Annotated in this window: 19 protein-coding genes; 12 read left to right on the top strand and 7 right to left on the bottom strand. The window is 63.3% G+C overall.

The features are described from left to right. The first annotated feature begins 232 nt into the window (after nucleotides 1-232). From AB4N98_RS21505 to AB4N98_RS21515, 3 genes are all read left to right on the top strand, one after another. Complete coding sequence (locus AB4N98_RS21505) at nucleotides 233-943, top strand: FadR/GntR family transcriptional regulator (RefSeq protein ID WP_017527780.1); 711 nt, start codon at nucleotides 233-235, stop codon at nucleotides 941-943. 13 nt (nucleotides 944-956) lie between these two features. Continuing rightward, nucleotides 957-1,652 carry a tRNA (adenine(22)-N(1))-methyltransferase gene (locus AB4N98_RS21510; RefSeq protein ID WP_065877701.1) on the top strand — a complete coding sequence of 232 codons (696 nt, stop codon included), beginning with the start codon at nucleotides 957-959 and terminating at the stop codon, nucleotides 1,650-1,652. An 81-nt stretch (nucleotides 1,653-1,733) separates the two neighbouring features. Beyond that, nucleotides 1,734-2,024, top strand: coding sequence for a DUF3144 domain-containing protein (locus AB4N98_RS21515; protein WP_017527782.1), 291 nt, complete (start codon nucleotides 1,734-1,736; stop codon nucleotides 2,022-2,024). Here the strand turns inward: AB4N98_RS21515 and AB4N98_RS21520 are convergent. Next, the gene (locus AB4N98_RS21520) at nucleotides 2,003-2,554 is read right to left on the bottom strand and encodes an RNA 2'-phosphotransferase (RefSeq protein WP_026067257.1); all 552 of its coding nucleotides are present in this window, start codon (nucleotides 2,552-2,554) and stop codon (nucleotides 2,003-2,005) included. The genes AB4N98_RS21515 and AB4N98_RS21520 overlap by 22 nt on opposite strands. A gap of 351 nt (nucleotides 2,555-2,905) precedes the next feature. On the opposite strand from AB4N98_RS21520, the gene AB4N98_RS21525 reads away from it, so the two are divergent. Next, complete coding sequence (locus AB4N98_RS21525) at nucleotides 2,906-4,963, top strand: methyl-accepting chemotaxis protein (RefSeq protein WP_017527784.1); 2,058 nt, start codon at nucleotides 2,906-2,908, stop codon at nucleotides 4,961-4,963. Between the two features lie 65 nt (nucleotides 4,964-5,028). Here AB4N98_RS21525 and AB4N98_RS21530 read toward each other — a convergent pair whose 3' ends face one another. Beyond that, nucleotides 5,029-6,186 (bottom strand): lactonase family protein, encoded by a 1,158-nt coding sequence (locus tag AB4N98_RS21530; RefSeq protein ID WP_460148901.1) that lies wholly within the window; start codon nucleotides 6,184-6,186, stop codon nucleotides 5,029-5,031. Between the two features lie 337 nt (nucleotides 6,187-6,523). On the opposite strand from AB4N98_RS21530, the gene AB4N98_RS21535 reads away from it, so the two are divergent. Further along, nucleotides 6,524-8,260, top strand: coding sequence for an OPT family oligopeptide transporter (locus AB4N98_RS21535; RefSeq protein ID WP_068935567.1), 1,737 nt, complete (start codon nucleotides 6,524-6,526; stop codon nucleotides 8,258-8,260). 24 nt (nucleotides 8,261-8,284) lie between these two features. On the opposite strand, the gene AB4N98_RS21540 is transcribed toward AB4N98_RS21535, so the two are convergent. Next, nucleotides 8,285-8,911, bottom strand: coding sequence for a glutathione S-transferase family protein (locus tag AB4N98_RS21540; RefSeq protein WP_135196141.1), 627 nt, complete (start codon nucleotides 8,909-8,911; stop codon nucleotides 8,285-8,287). A 62-nt stretch (nucleotides 8,912-8,973) separates the two neighbouring features. Then, complete coding sequence (locus tag AB4N98_RS21545; RefSeq protein WP_017527788.1) at nucleotides 8,974-9,432, bottom strand: VOC family protein; 459 nt, start codon at nucleotides 9,430-9,432, stop codon at nucleotides 8,974-8,976. Between the two features lie 195 nt (nucleotides 9,433-9,627). Between AB4N98_RS21545 and AB4N98_RS21550 the strand changes: the two genes are divergently transcribed. From AB4N98_RS21550 to gbdR, 6 genes are all read left to right on the top strand, one after another. Then, the gene (locus AB4N98_RS21550) at nucleotides 9,628-11,673 is read left to right on the top strand and encodes a 2Fe-2S iron-sulfur cluster-binding protein (protein ID WP_460148902.1); all 2,046 of its coding nucleotides are present in this window, start codon (nucleotides 9,628-9,630) and stop codon (nucleotides 11,671-11,673) included. Between the two features lie 144 nt (nucleotides 11,674-11,817). Beyond that, complete coding sequence (locus tag AB4N98_RS21555; RefSeq protein WP_017527790.1) at nucleotides 11,818-12,447, top strand: glutathione S-transferase family protein; 630 nt, start codon at nucleotides 11,818-11,820, stop codon at nucleotides 12,445-12,447. A gap of 25 nt (nucleotides 12,448-12,472) precedes the next feature. Then, entirely contained in the window at nucleotides 12,473-13,393 is a 921-nt protein-coding gene (locus AB4N98_RS21560) for a LysR family transcriptional regulator (protein ID WP_065877693.1), read from the top strand. Further along, a complete protein-coding gene (locus tag AB4N98_RS21565; RefSeq protein WP_065877691.1) occupies nucleotides 13,393-14,292 on the top strand; it encodes a LysR substrate-binding domain-containing protein in 900 nt (299 codons plus the stop codon). The genes AB4N98_RS21560 and AB4N98_RS21565 overlap by 1 nt, the downstream gene beginning before the upstream one ends. A 262-nt stretch (nucleotides 14,293-14,554) precedes the next feature. After that, nucleotides 14,555-15,961: an amino acid permease gene (locus AB4N98_RS21570; RefSeq protein ID WP_065877689.1), complete on the top strand. Its 1,407-nt coding sequence runs from the start codon at nucleotides 14,555-14,557 to the stop codon at nucleotides 15,959-15,961. A 23-nt stretch (nucleotides 15,962-15,984) separates the two neighbouring features. Continuing rightward, entirely contained in the window at nucleotides 15,985-17,070 is a 1,086-nt protein-coding gene (gbdR, locus tag AB4N98_RS21575; RefSeq protein ID WP_460148903.1) for a choline metabolism transcriptional regulator GbdR, read from the top strand. Nucleotides 17,071-17,130: 60 nt separating this feature from the next. Here gbdR and AB4N98_RS21580 read toward each other — a convergent pair whose 3' ends face one another. After that, nucleotides 17,131-18,894 carry a S8/S53 family peptidase gene (locus tag AB4N98_RS21580; RefSeq protein WP_460148904.1) on the bottom strand — a complete coding sequence of 588 codons (1,764 nt, stop codon included), beginning with the start codon at nucleotides 18,892-18,894 and terminating at the stop codon, nucleotides 17,131-17,133. 129 nt (nucleotides 18,895-19,023) lie between these two features. On the opposite strand from AB4N98_RS21580, the gene AB4N98_RS21585 reads away from it, so the two are divergent. Further along, the gene (locus AB4N98_RS21585) at nucleotides 19,024-19,200 is read left to right on the top strand and encodes a hypothetical protein (protein WP_017527796.1); all 177 of its coding nucleotides are present in this window, start codon (nucleotides 19,024-19,026) and stop codon (nucleotides 19,198-19,200) included. A 23-nt stretch (nucleotides 19,201-19,223) separates the two neighbouring features. On the opposite strand, the gene AB4N98_RS21590 is transcribed toward AB4N98_RS21585, so the two are convergent. Together AB4N98_RS21590 and AB4N98_RS21595 are read right to left on the bottom strand one after the other, a co-directional pair. Next, nucleotides 19,224-19,643, bottom strand: coding sequence for a DUF6691 family protein (locus AB4N98_RS21590; RefSeq protein WP_017527797.1), 420 nt, complete (start codon nucleotides 19,641-19,643; stop codon nucleotides 19,224-19,226). Between the two features lie 2 nt (nucleotides 19,644-19,645). Then, nucleotides 19,646-20,077, bottom strand: coding sequence for a YeeE/YedE family protein (locus AB4N98_RS21595; RefSeq protein WP_017527798.1), 432 nt, complete (start codon nucleotides 20,075-20,077; stop codon nucleotides 19,646-19,648). Between the last annotated feature and the right edge of the window lie 127 nt (nucleotides 20,078-20,204).

Genomic DNA, 20,204 nt, shown 5'->3' on the forward strand with positions numbered 1-20,204 from the left:
TGTTTATAAGGTGACCAGGGGGCTGCTTGGTTTAGTTATTAGTCCGTATTTATTGGGGTTTTGTGAGCGCTTGCGTTGAATTCCTCTGTTTGAAAATGCCCGCTCGATAGCGTCAGTTGTTAAACGCTACAGATTGGTTGTCATACAAGATGATGGTTTTCTCACGCGCTCAGCAATGTCCCTCCAGCAGGATGTTAAGCTCCGCCCAGCCCAACCTCGTGGACCTCCCGCAATGCCCATTGAAAGCCCAGCGCCCCTGCGTAGACGCTCTAACAACCTGGCCCAAGGCGTGGTCGATGCCCTGACCCAGCGCATCCAGCTCGGGCAATTGAAACCCGGTGAAAAACTGCCGTCCGAATCCACCATCGTGCGTGAGCACGGCGTCAGCCGTACGGTGGTGCGCGAGGCGCTTTCCAAGTTGCAGGCCTCGGGGCTGGTGGAGACGCGGCATGGCATCGGCACCTTCGTGCTGGAGCAAAACGCCCAGCAGGGCTTGCGCCTGCATGTGGATACGGTGGCCAGCGTGCGTAACATGCTGGAACTGCGCCTGGGCCTGGAAGTACAAGCGGTAGCGCTGGCCGCGCTGCGCAGAAGCGAGGTGCAACTGGCCGATATGCGCCAGGCGCTGGATGACTACCAGGCCTGCCTGGCCAACCACGACAGCTGTGTGGAAGAGGACAAGCGCTTTCACCAACTGATCGCCGAGGCCACCGGCAATACGTTCTTCAGCGAAATCATGTCGCACCTGGGCAATGCGATGATTCCCCGCACTCAGGTCAAGGGCGCCGAGCGCGGCGGCGCCGATTTTGCCAAGCTCGGGCAATTGGCGAACCTTGAGCATGAGGCGATTTTTAATGCGATCAAACGCCAGGACCCGGACGCGGCGCGGGCCGCCATGGTGCTGCACCTGACCAACAGCCGGGATCGGTTTTCCGGCGAATGACAAGGACTCAAGGTTGAACGAACAGACATTGTCCCAGCGCCTGGAGCGCGTGGCGGCGCATATACCGCACGGCGCACGCCTGGCCGATATCGGCTCGGACCACGCCTACCTGCCGGTGGCATTGTTGCGCCGTGGCGTGATCGAGGCGGCCGTGGCGGGGGAGGTGGCCGCCACGCCTTTTCAAGCGGCCAAGCGTACCGTGTGTGACAACGGCCTGGAGCAGCGCATCCGCGTGCGCTTGGCCGATGGTTTGTCGGCCATCGAACCCGACGACCGTATCACCGCCGTCAGCCTGTGCGGCATGGGCGGCGAAACGATCCGCGACATCCTCGAAGCCGGCAAGGCCCATTTGAGCGGTCATGAGCGGCTGGTCCTGCAACCCAACGGCGGCGAGCAACCGCTGCGCGTGTGGTTGATGCACAACGGCTACCGCATCGTCAGTGAAGAGTTGCTGCACGAAAACCGCTTCTACTACGAAATCATCGTCGCCGAGCGCTCGGAGCCGGTGGTGTACAGCGCTGAAGAATTGTACTTCGGCCCGCTGCACATGCAGGCGCGTACGCCGGTCTTCCTGGCCAAGTGGCAACGCGCGCTGCGCCTCAAGCACAAGACCCTGGCCGGCTTCGAACAGGCACGGCAGACGCTGCCCGAGGCTAAGCGCCAAGAGATAGCCCGGCAGATTCAGTGGATGATTCAATTGCTGGGTTGATCGCTGTTGTCGCCGGATCCGCATCCATGGCGCCGGATATGCTCCAATAACCGCCTCATTCGCTCACCCAGGACACCCGCCATGGCCGACGCCACCGACCAAGCCTTCTACGACCGCGCAGACGCACATATCGAACTGTCGAACGAGCAGCTCAAAACCTTCGAAGACCTCGGTCAGGTCAGCGCCTCAATGATGTTCGGCACCACCCGGTTCAATGCCTGGGCGTGTGCACGTAATTTTAAATCCGGCGCGCACATGGCCGAGGAGCGCGAGGCGATGCTGAAGTATTTCTGTGAGCAGTACCGGATGATGCTTGAAGACAATCTGGACGATCACATCAATAATTTTACTCAGTACATGCAAGTCAAATAGGGCGCCGGTACTGCGTCCACCAGCCATACGCCGTTGTCCGCCTGGAAGAACCGCATGCCTGCCTTTCTCATCGCGTGCGTATCAATGCTGAGCAGCACCGGTTGCCCATAGCGCTTGCCGACGGCCATCGCGGTCTCAGGGTTCTCTGTCAGGTGCACATGGTGCCGGCTGCCCGGAATCAGTCCTTGAATGTCGATGGAGGCCATGAAGCGGCTGGCGGTACCGTGGTAGAGCACGGCCGGCGGTTCCTTTTCGATGTGCTGCACCTGCACGTGTTCAGTGCTATGGCCTTGGGCGGCGCGGATGCGGTAGCCATCGTCGGAGAGTGTGAAGCGCTTTTTATCGTTGGTCTCAACGACATCGAGCAAGGCCTGGCGGTCAACGTTATGCCCGTGGCGGTTGGCTTTTGTGATCAGTTCGTCAATATCGGTCCAGCCGTCGCTGTCCAGTGCAATACTCAATGACTCCGGGGCATGGCGCAGTACGTAGCTGAGGAATCTGCTGATATCGTCGCGTTGTTTCTTATTCAAGAGGATTTCCTTTTCCGAGGTGAGCTTGATTGCCGTCAGACGCATTCAGCCCTTCAAGTTTGTTCGGTTCGCGGCCGATAGGATGCCTGTAATTGAAGATGTTTTGGAGCGCATCTCAGGTAGTCGTCTCCGCCGGTTACAACACCCTGGCCGACACTGAGTGCTTTTGCCCCATTTTCGTGCGCGCCACCGGCACCATAAGCACACCGAGCGCGCTGTTTCGGGGCTGCGTGCCGGCGGCTCGTATCTTGCTAGTGCCAAGCTAATCAATGACATGGCATTTTGCCGTTAGTCATTTCAAGGCTTGGCCCGCCGTTTATTCGCGTGGGTTGTTTTTGGGAGTGGTCGGACATGCACAGCTTGTTATCACCCGGTATCCGCCTGCTCGGACGTCTCGGTTTCGCACGTAAATTCCAGATTCTGTTTTTCCTGTTCATGCTGCCCCTGGCCGGTAGCCTGTGGATGATCGGGCAGGACTATCGTGAAAAATTAAGCGTGATTTCCAACGAACAGTCCGGCGTCCGCCAACTGTTGGCCCTGGACACACTGGACGGCCAATTGACCGCCCAGCGCAACCTGGCCGCGCGCTGGAAAGCAGCAGACATCCTGCACGCCCCGACGCCGGCGGCGAAGGCGGCGATGGACAAGGTCGATGCGAATTTCCCACTGATCCAGCAAAGCCTGCAAACCTTGGGCGATACCCTCAAAACCCAGAACGCCGGGGCCGATATCCTGGCGCGCTTCGACGCGTTGCAGGCCACGGTCAAGGGCATGGACTCCGCGTCCCTGCGCACCGTGGGCTGGTGGCCGGACGGCTACGACCGTTTCACCTCGGCCCTGAGCGCGATGCAAACCCTGCGTGAGCAGATCACCCTGGACGCCGGCCTGATCCTCGACCCCTGGCTGGAAACCTACATGCTGATGCAGATGGGCACGCAGCAGACGCCGGACCTGATCGAGCGCATCGGTCGCATGGCCAGTGTCGGTCAATCGTCCATCGCGTCCGGGCAATTCACCCTGCAAAGCCGTTTGCAGATGCGCGACCTGCGCAGCCGCATCGGCGACGCGCGCGACCAGTTGGACAAGGCTGCGACTGCGCTCAAAGCCAAGCAATTCGACGGCATGCAACCCTGGACCGCGCAGTACGACAACAGCCTGCAGCTGTTGGATAACGAACTCAAAGTGCTCGATGACGGCGTGTTCGGCGGCAGTATCAAGCTTGACACCACCAGCTTTGAGCGCAGTGTCGACACCACGCTCGCCTCGCTTGGCGCGCTGCGTGTGCAGTCGCTCACCTCGCTGGATGCGCGCTTGAGCTACTACCACAGCCACGCCAACCAACGCTTCATTCCCCTGGCGCTGACGTTCGGCCTGCTGGCCCTGGCGGCGCTGTACCTGTTCGTGTGCCTGCAAGCTTCCATCCGCCGCAGCGCCAGTGGCATCACCACCCTGGCCGAGTCCCTGCGCGACGGTAACCTGTGCGTGGAAGTGGCGGTGGAAGGGCGTGACGAACTGGCGGCTATCAGCACCGCACTGAACGTGGCGGTGATGCAGCTGCGCACCAGCCTGCTGGGGGTCAATCACGAAACCCAGCAACTGGGCTCAGCGGTGCTCACCCTCAATTCGCAATCGGGCAGCACCCTCACTGAAGTCGAAGACCAGCAACACCAGATCAGCCAGATTGCCGCTGCCGCCACGCAGTTGGCCGCCACCTCCATGGGCGTCGCCAGAAGCTGCGAGCAAGCCTCGGGCAGCGCCCAGCAGACCCGGCGCATTGCCGAAGACAGCAGCCGTGACAGCCAGCGCACCACCGCGAGCATCCAGCAGCTCAACCAACGCCTTACCGACACCGCCGATGCGTTGCAGCAGGTGAGCCAGCAGGGGCAGCAGATTCAATCGGTGGTCGACACCATTCGCGGCATTGCCGAACAGACCAACCTGCTGGCGCTCAACGCGGCCATCGAGGCGGCGCGTGCCGGTGAGCAGGGCAGGGGGTTTGCGGTGGTGGCCGATGAAGTGCGCAGCCTGTCGCAACGCACCCAGGCTTCCACGGCGCAGATCGCCGGCACCGTCGACAGCCTGCGCGCGACCGTCAGCCAGGCGGTCACCTTGATGGGCGCCGCGTGCGAGCAAGCACTCACCGATGCCGAGTCCGTCACCGGCCTGGGCGCGCGCTTGGGCGAGATTGCCGGCGCGGTGCAGAACGTCACCGACACCCTGGCGCAAATCGCCACGGCCGTGGAAGAACAAGCGGCGACGGCGGACGAAGTGAGCGGCAATATCCAGCAAGTCGATCAGGCCGCAGGGCGCTTATTGGACGGCGCCCGCGCAGTCAACCGCGCGGCCGACACCTTGAGCAAGGGCAGCCAGGCGTTGAGTGACAACACGGCGCGGTTTCGTTTGGGCTGAGCGGCGTTGTGGTGAGCGGGGCAAGCCCGCTCACCACCTGCATCGTTCCCGAAGGGTGCTGAGGGTTACTTCGCCTGGGTGTGCAACACCTCAATCCACAACGCCCCCTTGCCCGACGCCGCTTCTCCCACCCGCTTCAATGCCCCGTTGGCGCTGACCGCATACGCCCCGACCGTGTCGCTTTTCTCGCCCGTCACCAGCAACCATCGGCCATTGGGCGAAAACGCGATATTACGCGGCTGCTTTTCTTGCACCGGGTAGTTGTCGAGAAAGCGCAGGCCGCCCGTGGCTGTGTCCAGCGCAAACGCCGATACCGAACTGCTGGTGCGTTCGCTCATCAGCAGCAGCTTGCCATCCGGCGACAGACGCAGGTCGGCGGCCCAGATGCGCGGTGTCGGGTCGTCTTTGAGGTCATTGTTGCGCGCATCGCGCACTTCGCCGTGGGCCAGTTTCAAGCGTGCGGGGATGCCGTTGGCCACGCCGACCTGGGCCAGCGCGCCGGTGTTGTGGTCGATGGCAAACGCGGTCACGGTGCCGCTCATTTCGCCGACCACATACAGGTATTGACCGTTGGCCGAGAACGCCAGGTGCCGAGGGCCGGTATTGGCCGGCACGCTGACAAAGCCCGTGCCGATCGGCGTGAGTGCGCCGGTGTTGGCGTCGAAGCGGTATTGCAGCACATGGTCGGTGCCCAGGTTGCCGGCGTACGCGAAGCGATTGCTCGGGTCGGTACGCAACGAGTGCGCGTGCAGGCCGGTTTTGTAGGTGAGGATCGGCTCGGCCTTGTCGACGGGCTGCACGCTGAGCAGGTCGGCACCGTAGGAGGCCGCGAGCAGATAACGCCCGGCGCGGTCGGTGGCCAGGTAGGCCATGCTGTCGGCCAGCGGCGCCTTGGACGTTGGCGTCAAATGCCCGCTGGCCGGGTCAATGCTGAACGCCTGCACCTGAAATGGCTTGACCCGCAGCGCGGCAAACAAGGTCTTGCCGTCCGGGCTCAGGGCCATCGGGTTGACCTGATCGCCCGCCGTTACTTGCTCGACCAGGCTCAGTGCACCGTTGCTTTCATCGAGGCGATATTGAGAAATCAAGCCATCGCCGGGGCTGGAGATGTAGGCAAAGGTGGTGGCGTTGGCGTGTGCGACGAGGCCGCAGGCAATGGCGGCGGCCAGAATGAGAGGTGTATTCACGAGCGGACCTTTATTGTTTTGATTGTGGTCAGTCATCGTATGACTATGCGGGAGTCTCGGCAATGGGTGTTTGGTCGGCGCACTGACTTCTTCATCTTGGCGCCTCGCACCAACCTGGTCCTGGGCCGACGGTTTGGCGGCGAGCCGATCCCCTGGCCCATACGGCCTATTTGCCCCAAAGTGCCGATCAGTTAAGCGAACGCAATGTTCAAAGCAATGAAGATCCCCTGTGAGCAAGCCTCCTCCCACAGGGATCTGCGCTTAACGGATCTGCCCACAAACGCGGGTGCGTCAGCGGCTGGCTCAGGAACCTTTCGCGCTCCAAGGGGCTCACTTGTCAGGTCGCTCCGTTTGATCGCCGAAAGGAATCCGCATGCTTTCAGCCTCGCCAGCCTTTGCCCAGCACCCCCCCGTCGAACGCGAACTCAGCCTGCGCGCTGTCATCATGGGGACGCTGCTCGGCATCCTGCTCACCCCTTCCAACGTGTACGCCGGCCTGAAGATCGGCTGGTCGTTCAACATGTCCATCATTGCTCTGTTGGTGGGTTATGCGATTTTCCAGGGCGTGGCCAAGCGTTCGTCCGGGCAACTGCCGTGGACGCTGCATGAAAGCAATATCAACCAGACGGTCGCTTCGGCCGCCGCTTCGATCATCTCCGGCGGGTTGGTCGCGCCGATCCCGGCCTACACCCTGCTGACCGGTAACCAACTGGACGCGCTGCCGATGATTGCCTGGGTGTTTTCGGTGAGTTTCCTGGGTATTTGGATCGCCTGGTACCTGCGGCCGTCGCTCCTCAATGACAAGGCGCTGAAATTCCCCGAAGGCATGGCCACCCTGGAAACCCTGCTGCATATCTATAACCACGGCCGCGAAGCTGCGACACGCCTTAAGGTGTTGCTCAGCGCGGCGTTGTTGTCCGGCATGGTGAAGTGGGTAGACACCTTTATGTGGACTTTCCCGCGTTGGTCACCGACGGCCCATCTGGAACGCCTGACCTTTACCGCCGACCCTTCGCTGCTGTTGCTGGGGTTTGGCGGCATCATCGGCATCCGCGTCGGTCTCACGCTGCTGCTTGGCGCGTTGCTCGCCTGGGGCGGCCTGGGCCCATGGCTGCTGGCGCAAGGTTTGGTGACGTTGCCGGCCGACAGCAGCGGCCCGCAGTTCGCCGCTTTGGTGGAATGGCTGCTGTGGCCGGGCGTGAGCCTGATGGTGTGCTCCACGTTGGCCTCGTTGACGATCCGTCTGTGGGCGTTGCGCTCCTCCATCAAGGCCGGCGGTGGCGCCATCTGGACTCTGCCAAAACCTGGGCCTGCCGCAGGCTTCGTGTTGTCGATTGCATTCGTGGTGAGCCTGCAGGCGCTGTTGTTCGGCATCAACCTGTGGATGGCGTTATTGACCATCCCCTTGGCGATTTGCCTGGCCGCCGTGGCCGCCCGTGTAGTGGGAGCCACCGGCATTCCGCCGATTGGCGCCATCGGGCAATTGTCCCAACTGAGTTTCGGCATCGTCGCGCCCGGCCAGGTGCCGATCAACCTGATGAGCGCCAACACCGCCGGCGGCTCGGCCGGACAGTGCACCGACCTGATGAACGACTTCAAGGTAGGCAAGGCGATTGGCGCCACGCCGCACAAGCAGGTGATCGCGCAGATCCTGGGGATTTTCATCGGCAGCATCGTCGGCGTGTGCGCCTACCTGGCGCTGATTCCCGATCCGCAGTCCATGTTGCTCACCGAGGAATGGCCGGCCCCGGCAGTGGCGACCTGGAAAGCCGTGGCGCAAACCCTCACCCATGGGCTGGATTCGTTGTCGCTGAGTATCCGTTGGGCGATTGCCATTGGCGCTGTGATGGGCGTGTTGTTGGGGGGGCTTGACAGCCTGTTGCCCGCGCATCGCTCCCGTTACCTGCCCAGTGCCGCCGCACTGGGGCTGGCCTTTGTGTTGCCGGCGTCGGTATCGCTGATGATGGCGCTGGGCGCGATACTGACCTGGCTGGTGAGCTGCCGCTGGCCGAGCCTCACCGAGCGTTTCGCGATTACCGCGGCGGCGGGATTGATTGCCGGGGAGAGCATTACCGGGGTAGGGGCGTCGTTATGGCAGATGCTCGGATAGCAGCCACCATTGAGCGCCTGTTATCTACTTGGCAAACGCATACTCGCCACCCTGTTCCAGCGCCTGGCGATACGCCGGCCGTGCCTGAAACCGTTGCACCCACGCCGCCAAGTGCGGGTATGCCTGCAACTTGCCCTGCGCCTTGGCGATTTCGCCGATAAAGCTCATCTGGATATCCGCGCCGCTCAGCTCATCGCCCAAAAGGTACGGCGTCGTTGCCAGCGCGTCGTTGAGATAACCGAGGTAGTTGGCCACTTCCGATTCAATCCGCGGGTGCAACGGCGCACCGGCATCGCCCAACCGCCCCACGTACAGGTTGAGCATCAACGGCAGCATGGCCGAGCCTTCGGCGAAGTGCAGCCACTGCACGTACTGATCGTAGCGCGCGCTCTCCGGGTCCGGTTGCAGGCGGCCTGCGCCATGGCGGCGGATCAGGTAGTCGACGATGGCGCCGGACTCGATCACCACCTTGCCAGCGTCTTCGATCACCGGCGACTTGCCCAGCGCATTGATCGCCTTGAGTTCAGGCGGCGCGAGGTTGGTCTTCGGGTCGCGTTGGTAGCGCTTGATCTCATAGGGCAGGCCGAGCTCTTCGAGCAGCCACAGGATGCGCTGCGAACGTGAGTTGTTGAGGTGGTGAACAATGATCATGGAAACTCCGGCGGCTGAGGGGTAGGTGTAGGAACAGACTGCTGTGCGGGCGCAGAGTGCCCTCAATCGGCGAACGCCGCCTCGATGAACGCGTCCAGGCCCTTCTCTTCGAGGATCTCGATAGAGAAATGCCCAAAGCGCTTGGGCAGCCAGATAATGCGCCCGCCGGCCGGCGTTTGCAGGTTTTGCTTCGCCAATGGCTGGCCATTTTCATCTTCGGGTTGCACGCCCGAGGCCACCAGTTCGTCGTAAGCAACCTCAATGTCCGGCGTCGAGTAGCAATGACGATAGATCATGCCTTCGCCATGGGCGTCCAACAATTCCCGCAGGTTGCCCGCGATCGGCTGAACCAGCATGAAGCGCTCCTGGCCCATCAGCGCCACGGCATAACGCACATGCAGGCCGCCCCGGTCCCAGATGAAAGTCCTGGAAATACGCGCCTTGAGGGTTTGCGCGTAGTAGGCGCAGGCGTCTTCAAGGTTGGCGACCAGTACGTCGACGTGACTGAATTTCAGGTCCATGGGGTGCCTCCTTTGCGAATCGACGACCATCGTAACCACGATAGGTATCACAGGGGTATCCATCTCGACGGCATCCTTTCAGGCACTGAAACACTCAATTGCCATTCGTGCAGGTTCCGCCCAGCAGCCGATAGCGCAAAAATCCAACCGCGCGCTGTGCTTGCTTAACCCAAGGCGCGATCGAGGAGAGCACCAATGGATGAGATCTCGACACCGCCGGCCTCACCGTGGCACGCGGGCGAACTGGCCTTGCAGCGCAGCGTGGGCGCGGTAGACATGATGGCCGGCGTGGGCCAGCGGCAAATGGCACGCGACTGGATGCCAGACCAGCACCGCGAGTTCTATGCGCAACTGCCCTTTGTGGTGCTGGGCAGCGTGGACCGCCAGGGCGATGTGTGGGCGACCCTGCGCAGCGGGCAGCCGGGCTTCATGCAGTCGCCCACCCCGCAAACCCTGCGGATTACGCTGGCGCCGCAACCCCAGGACCCGGCCCAGGAGGGCTTGGGCGAGGGGCGTGCGATCGGCATGCTGGGCATCGAGTTGCATACCCGACGCCGCAACCGCATGAACGGCATTGTGCGTCGCCAACTCAAGCAGGGCGTTGAGATCGAAGTCACCCAGGCCTATGGCAACTGCCCGCGTTATATCAACCTGCGCCAGTACCGCGTGGTCGACGAACAGCCTGGCCCTGTGGTCGAGTTGCCCGCCAACGACCCGTTGATCCGGCGCCTGGTGACCACGGCGGACTCGTTCTATGTGGCCACTTACGTGATCCGCGACGGCCAGATGCAGGTCGATGCGTCCCATCGCGGCGGGCTGCCCGGCTTCGTGCGCGTGGAGGCGGACGGCAGCCTGACCGTGCCGGATTTCTCCGGCAACCTGTTCTTCAACACCCTGGGCAATATTCTGCTGAACCCGCGTGCGGGCCTGGTTTTTGTCGATTTTGCCAGCGGTGACCTGTTGCAAATGAGCGGCAGCGCCCAAGTGCTGTTGGATGACCCCGAAATCGCCGCGTTCCAGGGCGCCGAGCGGCTGTGGCGGTTTACCCCGCAACGCAGCGTCTACCGCAAGGCCGCGCTCGGGTTGCGCTGGGAAGACCAGGCCGAAGGGGTGTCTCCCAGCTCACTGATGACCGGCAATTGGTCGCAGGCCGCCGAACGGTTCAAGGCCCAGGCCCTCAGCGCGCAATGGCGGGCGCTGCGGGTGGCGCGGGTGGTTGATGAAAGTGTACACATCCGCTCGTTTTACCTGCACGCCGACGACGGTGCGGGGCTGCCGGTCTATGCGCCGGGGCAGCATCTGCCGGTGCGCGTGACGTTGCCGGGCCACGCGGCGGCGGTGATTCGCACCTACAGCGTCTCCAGTGCGCCGTCCGATGATTTCCTGCGTATCAGCGTCAAGCGCGACGGCGCGGTGTCTTCGCATTTGCATGCGCAGCTTCAGGTTGGCGACCGGCTGCAAGCGCGGGCGCCCCAGGGGCACTTCACGGTGCGGCCCGCCGAGCGTCGGCCGTTGGTGTTGCTGGGCGCCGGCGTGGGGATCACGCCATTGCTGTCGATGCTGCGCGAGGTGGTATACGAAGGCAAACGCATCAACCGCATGCGCCCGACCTGGCTGATCCAAAGTGCACGCACGGTGCAGGAGCTGGCGTTTACCGATGAACTGAAGGCGCTGCTGGCACGAGCCGGGGACAAGCTGCATTGGTTGCGGGTTGTCAGCCAGGCGCCTGGGCCGGGGCCGGGCTACGACGCGGTGGGCAGGATCGACATTTCGCTGCTCAAGTCGGTGCTGCCGTTGGATGACTACGACTATTACCTGTGCGGCCCCGGCACCTTCACCCAGGCGCTGTACGACGGCCTGCGCGCGCTGCGTATCCCGGACGAGCGCATTCATGCCGAAACCTTCGGGCCATCCACGCTGGTACGCGACAGCGAGGTGAGCGTGGCCGCGGCGCCACAAACGCCGGTCTCCAGCGAAGCGGTGAAAGTGCTGTTTGCCACCTCCGCTAAAGAGGCGCGCTGGGAACCCGGCGCCGGCACCTTGCTGGAGCTGGCCGAAGCACGTGGCCTCACGCCGCCCTTCAGTTGTCGCGGCGGTTCGTGCGGCACCTGCAAATCCACCTTGCGCCGTGGCCAGGTGCATTACCTCAACACCCCCGCCGAGCCTTTGGCGCCCAACGAAGTGCTGATCTGCTGCGCCGTGCCGGCTCAGGGCAGCGAGCCGCTGGTGCTGGACATCTAAGCCCCAGGCGTGGCGCCGATCATTGCGCTTTGTGAAATGCTGGATTGCACACCCTGGTAATTCCGCTGTTGAACGCGACGGCCGAACATGGCCCCACAGACGCACTAGCGTCTTGAACCCTACCTTTGATAAATGGAGCACGTCATGTCCCGCAACCCGATCAAACTGTACCGCCACCCTCTGTCCGGCCACGCCCACCGGGTCGAGTTGATGCTGTCGCTGCTGGGCTTGCCCACCGAGCTGATCTCGGTGGACCTGGCCAACGGCGCGCACAAGACCCGCGAATTCCTGGCCCTCAATCGCTTTGGCCAAGTGCCGGTCATCGACGACAACGGCACGGTGTTGGCCGATTCGAATGCCATCCTCACCTACCTTGCCGTCAAGTACGGCGATGGCCAATGGTTGCCCGCCGACGCGCTGGGGCAGGCCAGGGTGCAGCGTTGGTTGTCGGTAGCGGCCGGGCAGATCCATGCGGGCCCTGCCACGGCGCGGTTGATCACGGTGTTCGGTGCAGCGTATAACGCCGAGGACGCGATCGCGCGCTCCCACGCCTTGCTCAAGGTCATGGAAGAAGAACTGGGCGACAGCCCCTTCCTGGCCGGCAGCGCGCGAACCATCGCCGATATCGCCGCCTACACTTACGTGTCCCACGCGCCGGAAGGCAATGTCGACTTGAGCGACTACCCGCAGGTGCGTGCATGGCTGGGCCGCATTGAAGCGTTGCCCGGTTTTGCCGGCATGCAACGTACCGCCATAGGCCTGCAACAGGCGTGATTCACACCACCACAACGGGTTTGCCATGGATCGCTTTCAAGAAATGCAGGTGTTTGTCAGCGTCGCGGAAGAAGAGGGTTTCGCCGCCGCGGCGCGTCGCCTGCACATTTCCGCGCCGAGCGTGACGCGGGCGATTGCGGCCATGGAGGCGCGCATCGGCACGCAGTTGCTGGCGCGAACCACGCGCAGCCTGCACCTGACCGAAGCGGGCCAGCGCTACCTGGAAGACTGCCGGCGCATCCTGAGCGAGCTGGACGAGGCGGAGCAATCCGCCTCGGGCGGCTACTCCTTGCCGCGCGGCGCCCTCACAGTGACCGCGCCGGTGCTGTTCGGCGAACTCTACATCGCACCGTTGCTGGCTGATTACCTCGACCTGTTTCCCGCCGTACAGGTCAACGCATTGCTGGTCGACCGGCTGGTTAACCTGTCGGAGGAAGGCATCGATGTGGCCATCCGCATCGGCCATCTGCACGACAGCCAGCAGCACGCGATCAAGGTCGGTGAGGTGCGCCAGGTGGTTTGCGGCGCGCCGGTGTATTTTGCGCGTCACGGTCGGCCCAGCCATCCCCACGAGTTGAGCCGCGCCAATGTGGTGATGTCCAGCGCCAGCACGCTGCTGAGCGACTGGCACTTTCGCAGTGATGCCGGCCCCTTGAGCGTGCGCGTGGACCCACGCCTGGTGGTGAGTGCCAACCAGGCGGCGATCCATGTCGCCTGTGAGGGCTGGGGGCTGACCCGGGTGTTGTCCTATCAAGTGGCGCAACGTGTGGCCGATGGCGAGCTGAGCCTGGTGCTCGAAGCGTTCGAGCCTGCCGCGTTGCCGATTCATGTGGTGTACCAGAACACCACACGGGTGCCGGCCAAGGTGCGCACCTGCGTGGACTTTCTGGTCGAGCGTCTGCGCCAGGATTTCAGGCTCAAGCCTGTACACCCCGGCGCCGCGTGATGGACCGCTACCATGAAATGCTGATGTTTCGCGCCTTGTCGCAGCGCCCCAGCCTTGCCTCGGCGGCGCGCCTGCTGGAGGTCTCCGGCCCGACACTGGTGCGCGCCATCGCCCGCCTGGAGGCGCGGCTTGGCGTACCGCTGGTGGTGCGCAGCACGCGCGGTGTGGCGCTGACAGAAGCGGGCGCGGCGTTCATGGCTGACTGTTCGCGCATCCTGGATGACGTCGAGCAGGCCGAAGCGTTTGCCAAGGGCTTGCACGTGCAGGCACAAGGCAGCCTGCGGGTGCATCTGCCGTTGTTGTTCAGTCGTTATGTCATGGCGCCGATGCTGACGCGCTACATGGACCTGTACCCGCAGGTGCGGCTCTTTGCGCATTATCATGACCGCCTCGTCAACCTGCATGAGGAAGGCGTGGATGTGGCCGTGGTGATGGGGCATTTGCCCAACTCCTCGTTGATTGCGCGCCCGGTCGGGCAGGTGCGCTCGATCATCTGCGCCAGCCCGGCGTATCTGGCCGCCCATGGCCAACCCCAGGTTCCACACGACCTGCTGCAGCACCGACTGATCGCCGTGCAGGCCCATCAGGACAAGGTGCAATGGCCGTTCCAGGCCGGCGTCGAAACCTGCCTGCTCAAGGCGTGCCCTCACCTCAGTTGCTCCACCGTGCAGGCAGCCATCAACGCCGCTGCCCATGGCGCCGGGCTGGTGCGGTGCGAAAGTTATGCGCTGTACGACTATTTGCAGAGCGGGCGCCTGCGCCGGGTGTTATCCGCCTGCGAGCCGGCATCGATTCCGGTGCAGGTGGTATACCGCGAAGGCCTCAAGGCGCCGGTGCGTGTACGCAGCCTGGTCGATTTCCTGGTCGACCATCTGCGCGAGCACCCGGCGTTGCGCTGAGGCGCAAGTGCCCGCAGATCCACTGTGGGAGGGGGCTTGCTCCCGATGGCAGAGTGTCAGATACAGATAAGTTGGCTGGCACACCGCAATCGGGAGCAAGCCCCACATTTGGAACTGCGTTGTGATTGGGTCGACTGCCGCTGACGCCCACGGTTTGCCTGCGTGTCGACATCGAGCATGACAATGGCGCAACCAGGCTACTTTGGCCTTGCCGAGCCCCCTTAAGGTGGTGCGAATTCGGTCGCAGAGCACAACAAGAACAATGAATAGCCTGAACTCCACGGACTCCAACGGCCAGTTGGCGCAAGGCTTCAAGCCGCGCCACGTGACCATGCTGTCCATCGCCGGCATCATCGGTGCCGGGTTGTTTGTCGGTTCCGGGCATGCCATTGCGGCCGCCGGGCCGGCGGTGTTGCTGGCCTATCTGGCCTCGGGGCTGCTGGTGGTGCTGGTGATGCGCATGCTCGGTGAAATGGCCGTGGCGCGGCCGGACACGGGCTCGTTTTCCACCTACGCCGACCAGGCCATCGGCCCTTGGGCGGGGTTCACCATCGGTTGGCTGTATTGGTGGTTCTGGGTGCTGGTCATCCCGATCGAGGCGCTGGCGGCCGGGCATGTGCTCAACCAGTGGTTCGCGCAGGTGGACGCGTGGCTGTTCGCCTTGCTGTCGATCATCCTGCTGGTCATCACCAACCTGTTCAGCGTGGCCAAGTACGGTGAGTTCGAGTTCTGGTTCGCGATGGCCAAGGTGCTCGCGATCATGGGGTTCATCGGCCTGGGTTTCAGCGTGTTGATGGGCTGGGTTCCCGACCGCGAGGCCAGCGGCCTCAGCCGGTTGATGCAGGAACACGGCGGTTTCGCACCCAACGGCCTGTCGGCGGTGGTGGGCGCGTTTATCACCATTATGTTCAGTTTCATCGGCACCGAAGCCGTGACTATCGCGGCGGCCGAGTCGAGTAACCCGGCGCAGAACATCGCCAAGGCCACCCGTTCGGTGATCTGGCGCATCGGCATTTTTTACCTGTTGTCGATTTCCATCGTCATTTCGGTGGTGCCGTGGAATGACCCGCTGCTGGCGTCGGTCGGTTCTTATCAACGCGCGCTGGAGTTGATGAACATCCCCCATGCCAAATTCATGGTTGACCTCGTGGTGTTGATCGCCGTGGCCAGCTGCATGAACTCCTCGATCTACATCTCTTCGCGCATGTTGTTTTCCCTAGGCAAACGTGGCGACGCACCGCAAGCGCTCAAACGCACCTCGACGGCAGGCGTGCCCAGGGCCGCGGTGGTTGCCAGCACCATCATCGGCGCGGGCGTGACATTGCTCAGTTACTTCATGCCGGCCGGGTTGTTCCAGTTTCTGCTGGCCAGTTCCGGCGCCATCGCGCTGCTGGTGTATTTGGTGATTGCCATCTCCCAACTGCGCATGCGCCGGTTGCTGCGTCGACAGAACGTCGAGTTGAGCTTTCGCATGTGGCTGTTTCCCTGGCTGACCTACCTGGTGATCGTGTTCATCTGCCTGGCGCTGGGGGTGATGATGGTCACGCCGGAGCACCGTACCGAAGTGTCGTCGACCATTGGCCTGGCGCTGGTCATCTCCTTGATCGGCCTGCTCACGGCGCGTCCGCACGGCCCGACGGCCGAACCGGTTTCGCTGGGGCAATCCTGATCAGCCGTTGGGGGGTACCGGTCATGACGCCTCACGCGCCTGCTTGCCAGAACATCGGCTTTTTGCTGCTGGACCAGTTCACCCTGATTTCACTGGCCTCGGCGGTCGAGCCGCTGCGCATGGCCAACCAACTGGCCGGCGAAGAGCTCTACCGCTGGCAAACCCTCAGCTTCAACGGCCAGCCGGTGTGGGCGAGCGATGGCGTGCCGGTCACGCCGGATGCCTCGACGCAGGACCCGCACAGCTTCGACGCTGTGATCGTGTGCGGTGGCGTGGGTATTCGCACGGCGGTGAAGCCTGAGCACATCGCCTGGCTGCGCAACCAGGCCCGCGTGCATTGCAAGCGCCTCGGCGCGGTGTGTACCGGCAGTTGGGCACTGGCCATGGCAGGCTTGCTCGATGGCTTCCAATGCAGCGTGCATTGGGAGCTGATGGCGTCGATGCAGGAAGCCTTTGCGCGGGTCACTGTCAGCTCCAGTGTGTTCACCCTCGACGGCAACCGCTTCACCAGCTCCGGCGGCACCGCGCCGCTGGACATGATGCTGCACCTGATTGGCCGCGATCACGGGCATGAGCTGTCGGCGGCGATATCGCAGATGTTCGTGTACGAGCGCATCCGCAACGAACGCGACCACCAGCGCGTGCCACTTAAGCACCTGCTTGGCACGCAACAGCCCAAACTGCAGGAAGTGGCGGCCTTGATGGAAGCCAACCTGGAAGAACCCCTCGATCTTGATGACCTGGCGGCTTATGTGCAGGTATCCCGGCGCCAACTGGAGCGCATGTTCCAGCGTTACCTGTACTGCACGCCGTCACGTTATTACCTCAAGCTGCGCCTCACGCGTGCGCGTCAGTTACTGATGCAAACGCCTATTTCGATTGTGGAACTGGCGGTGATCTGCGGCTTCGTGTCCACGCCGCATTTTTCCAAGTGCTATCGGGATTTCTTCGGCGTAGCGCCCAGCGACGAACGCTGCGACATGCGCCTGCAACCCCCGCAGGCGAGCCGGCCGGTGGTGCATCCGCGCTCGTCGGCAAAGCCGAAGAACACGCTGGAACAGGCGCGCGATGAGCCGACCTTTGCGAGTGTGCAGATTCAACGGCGCTGACGCTCGGCAGGGGGGCTGGTTTTCAGCCCCACTGATAACGCAGAACCGTCGCCCTCAGGTTCAACGCACCCGCGTCCTGCTCTGTACGGCCAGGTCCAGTGCCTTTTGCATGTCCAGCCGCGCGGAACGCCCCACGTCCTTGTCATTGAGCTGATAGCTACGCTCCGACGGCAGGATCGGCGCGGTAAGGTCCTGGGCGTCGCTGCGTTCAAAGTCATGGTTGTCGCCAATCGCCATCGAGCTGCGGCGCAAGAGTGTGCGCAATTGCTCGGGTTGCAGTTGCGGGTTGATCGACAGCATGGCCGCCAGCAGGCCCGCGACCATCGGGGTTGCATAGGAGGTGCCGCAATGCACGGCGCCTTCCTCGCCGGCGTCGGCCGTGGATGCATGGGCGCAGGCGGCGGCGGTGATATCGACGCGCATGTCGACGTTCGAGGAACTGCGCGTGACCGCATAGGCCGGGTCATCCACGGCGAGGCCGGCCTGCTCGCCGCGCTGGTGGCCGCCCACCACCAACAGTTGCTCGGTGATAAACGAGGAGGGCAGGCGGTAGTCATCCGTGCCGGAGAACGCCGAGCCGTTACCGGCGGAATTCACCACGATCACGTCGGGATGTTCCTTGCGCAGCCATAGGAAAAATTCTTCCAGCAATTCTTCGTAGCCGCTCATGGCAATGCCCGAGCGCACCAGTGAGTCGACGTCCTGGCCGTTGACGTCCCGGGTGCCGACGCGATGGATGCCCCAACTCCAGTTGAGCACGCGTACGCCGTCTTCCACGAGGTTGACCGATGCCGCGATGTTGGCCGTGATGCCGGCATCGGAATTACGCTCGACGATCACGTCGAAACCACCGCTGGCCTTGTCCAGGCCACGCAAAAAACCGCTGTTGCCGCCGTTGTGCCAACGCGCCGCAAGGATGCCGGCGACGGTGGTGCCGTGGCCGTTTGCACCGTCGGTGTCGCGTGCGTACACGCAGGTTCGACTGGGCGCGCAGGCACCCAGGTAGTCGGCGAAATCCGCCGTGTCGAAGTCCACGCCGCGCTCGATCACGCCTACGCGCACCGGTTTTGGCAGGATCGGCGAGTGCTGCCCCGGGATGCGCCGCTGATAGTAGGCCACCGCGTCGAGAAAGCGGTTGGCGGCCCATTCATCGGAGTCGGCGGGCGGTTTTTTCGGCGCTTCACGGCGCGTGGCGGCGTGCTCGGTTTCTTCGGCGGCGGACTCTTCGATCACCACGGCATCCACGCCGGTCTCGCTGCCCAGGCGCAGCACCAGCGCATCCCGTTGCATCAGGTCCGTGGCCGGCAGGCGCAACTGGAAGACATTCAACGGCGCGATGCTGCCGACCACCGTCGCTCCATATTTGCGCGCCAGGCGCTCGGCTTCCTGGCGGCCGTTCTGGTCTTCTTCGATCAGCACGCTGACCAGGTTCACATAGGTGGTCAGGCCGTCCATGTTCTTCGCCACTTCGCTGGGGCCGGCCGCTACCACCTGGCTGTTGCGCACGCTCAGCCAGGCGGCATTGCTGACGCGCGGGCCGTCTTCCAGCCACAGCGGGCCGCTCTGATAGCGGGCGCTGTCCAGGTGCAGGTGCACGTGGTTGCCGTCGCGTTGTACCGCATCCGCCGGCAGGGCCTTGCCCGCCAGTTTCAGCTGTGGCGGGGCATCGTTCAGGCCGCGAACGGTCAGGCACCAGTCCTGCTGGCGGTTTTCCAACACGTCGCCGCAGCGTTGCAGGTTTTCCAGGCGCAGCGGTGGTTGGGCAGCGCTGGCCGTGGCAGCCAGGCTGAAAAGGGTTGCCAGGGTGGCGAAGCGTAAGGGCATGAGCGGGTTCCTTGCCGGTGGCCTGCTGTTCCGACTACGCCGGGGCTTGCTTCGTTCAGCGCATAAGCGACGCCATTGAATTTGAACTCCCGTTTCAGGCGCTTACTCATAACGGGGAGTGACTTGCACATGACGGACGTGGCCATGACCCAGCAACACGTGCTCCAACGCGACACCGCAGCGGTAGTCTTGCTGGGGCGCTTGTTTGACGTGATCGGCCGCCGCGTGATGATCAGCTTTACTTACGCCATCTCCGGTGTGTTGCTGGCGGTGAGCGGCTATGCCTTCCAACAGGCCGCGGATTGAGGGGCTGACGCCAGCCGCAATGTTCAGCGCTGCTTGCGTGATTCGAGGCCCGCGAACACCAGCATGCCCGCCAGCATGGCCACGCTGAACAGCACCGCCTGCCATCGCCCCGTCAGCAGCAAGGCCACGGCCGGTCCGGGACAGAGCCCGGCAATCGCCCAGCCGATACCGAACACGATGCTGCCCAGCACCAGCCGGCGGTCGATGTTGCGCCGTGTCGGCATCTGCATCGGCGCGCCGAGCAATGCGGTGTCACGCCGCCTGGCGAAGAAGAAAAACACGCTGCTCACCATCAGCGCCCCGAGCATGACCAAGGCCAACGAAGGGTCCCAGTCGCCAGCGAGGTCGAGAAAACCCAGCACCTTGGCCGGGTTTGTCATCCCGCTGAGGTACAGCCCCAGCCCGAAGATCAAGCCCGCCATCAAAGCCGTGATTTTGCGCATGCTCAAGCCCCCACTACATGACGTAGCACGTAGACGCCGGCAAAGCCGCTGCCCATGAAACAACCCACCGCCACCAGCGAGCGCACCGACAACCGTGAAAGCCCGCAGACCCCGTGCCCGCTGGTGCAGCCGGCGCCATAGCGCGTACCGATCCCCACCAACACCCCCGCCAGTACCAGCGCCACGCCACCGACCTGGAACGAGGGCTGCGGCAACGGCGCGCCGAGTAACCAGATCAGGGGCGAGGCGATCAACCCCGCGACGAACACCAGCGCCTCCCCCCGACCATCGCTACGCCTGGACAGCAGGCTGCCGAGCAGACCGCTGATACCGGCAATGCGCCCGTTGAGCAGCATGAACAGGCCGGCGGACAAACCTATCAAGGCACCGCCGAGCAGGGAGGTCCATGGGGTGAAATCGGCGGAGAGGCTCATGGTCGGGACAGCCTTCGGGGATTGGGGGAGTGCATCGATAGCACAGTTTCTGCCCGTATTGCGTGAAATGCCGGTGGTAGATGGGGCGGCTCAAGCCCTGGGGCGCAAGCACCGCTATGATTTTGCG

The organism is Pseudomonas sp. S3_E10, assembly GCF_054667615.1.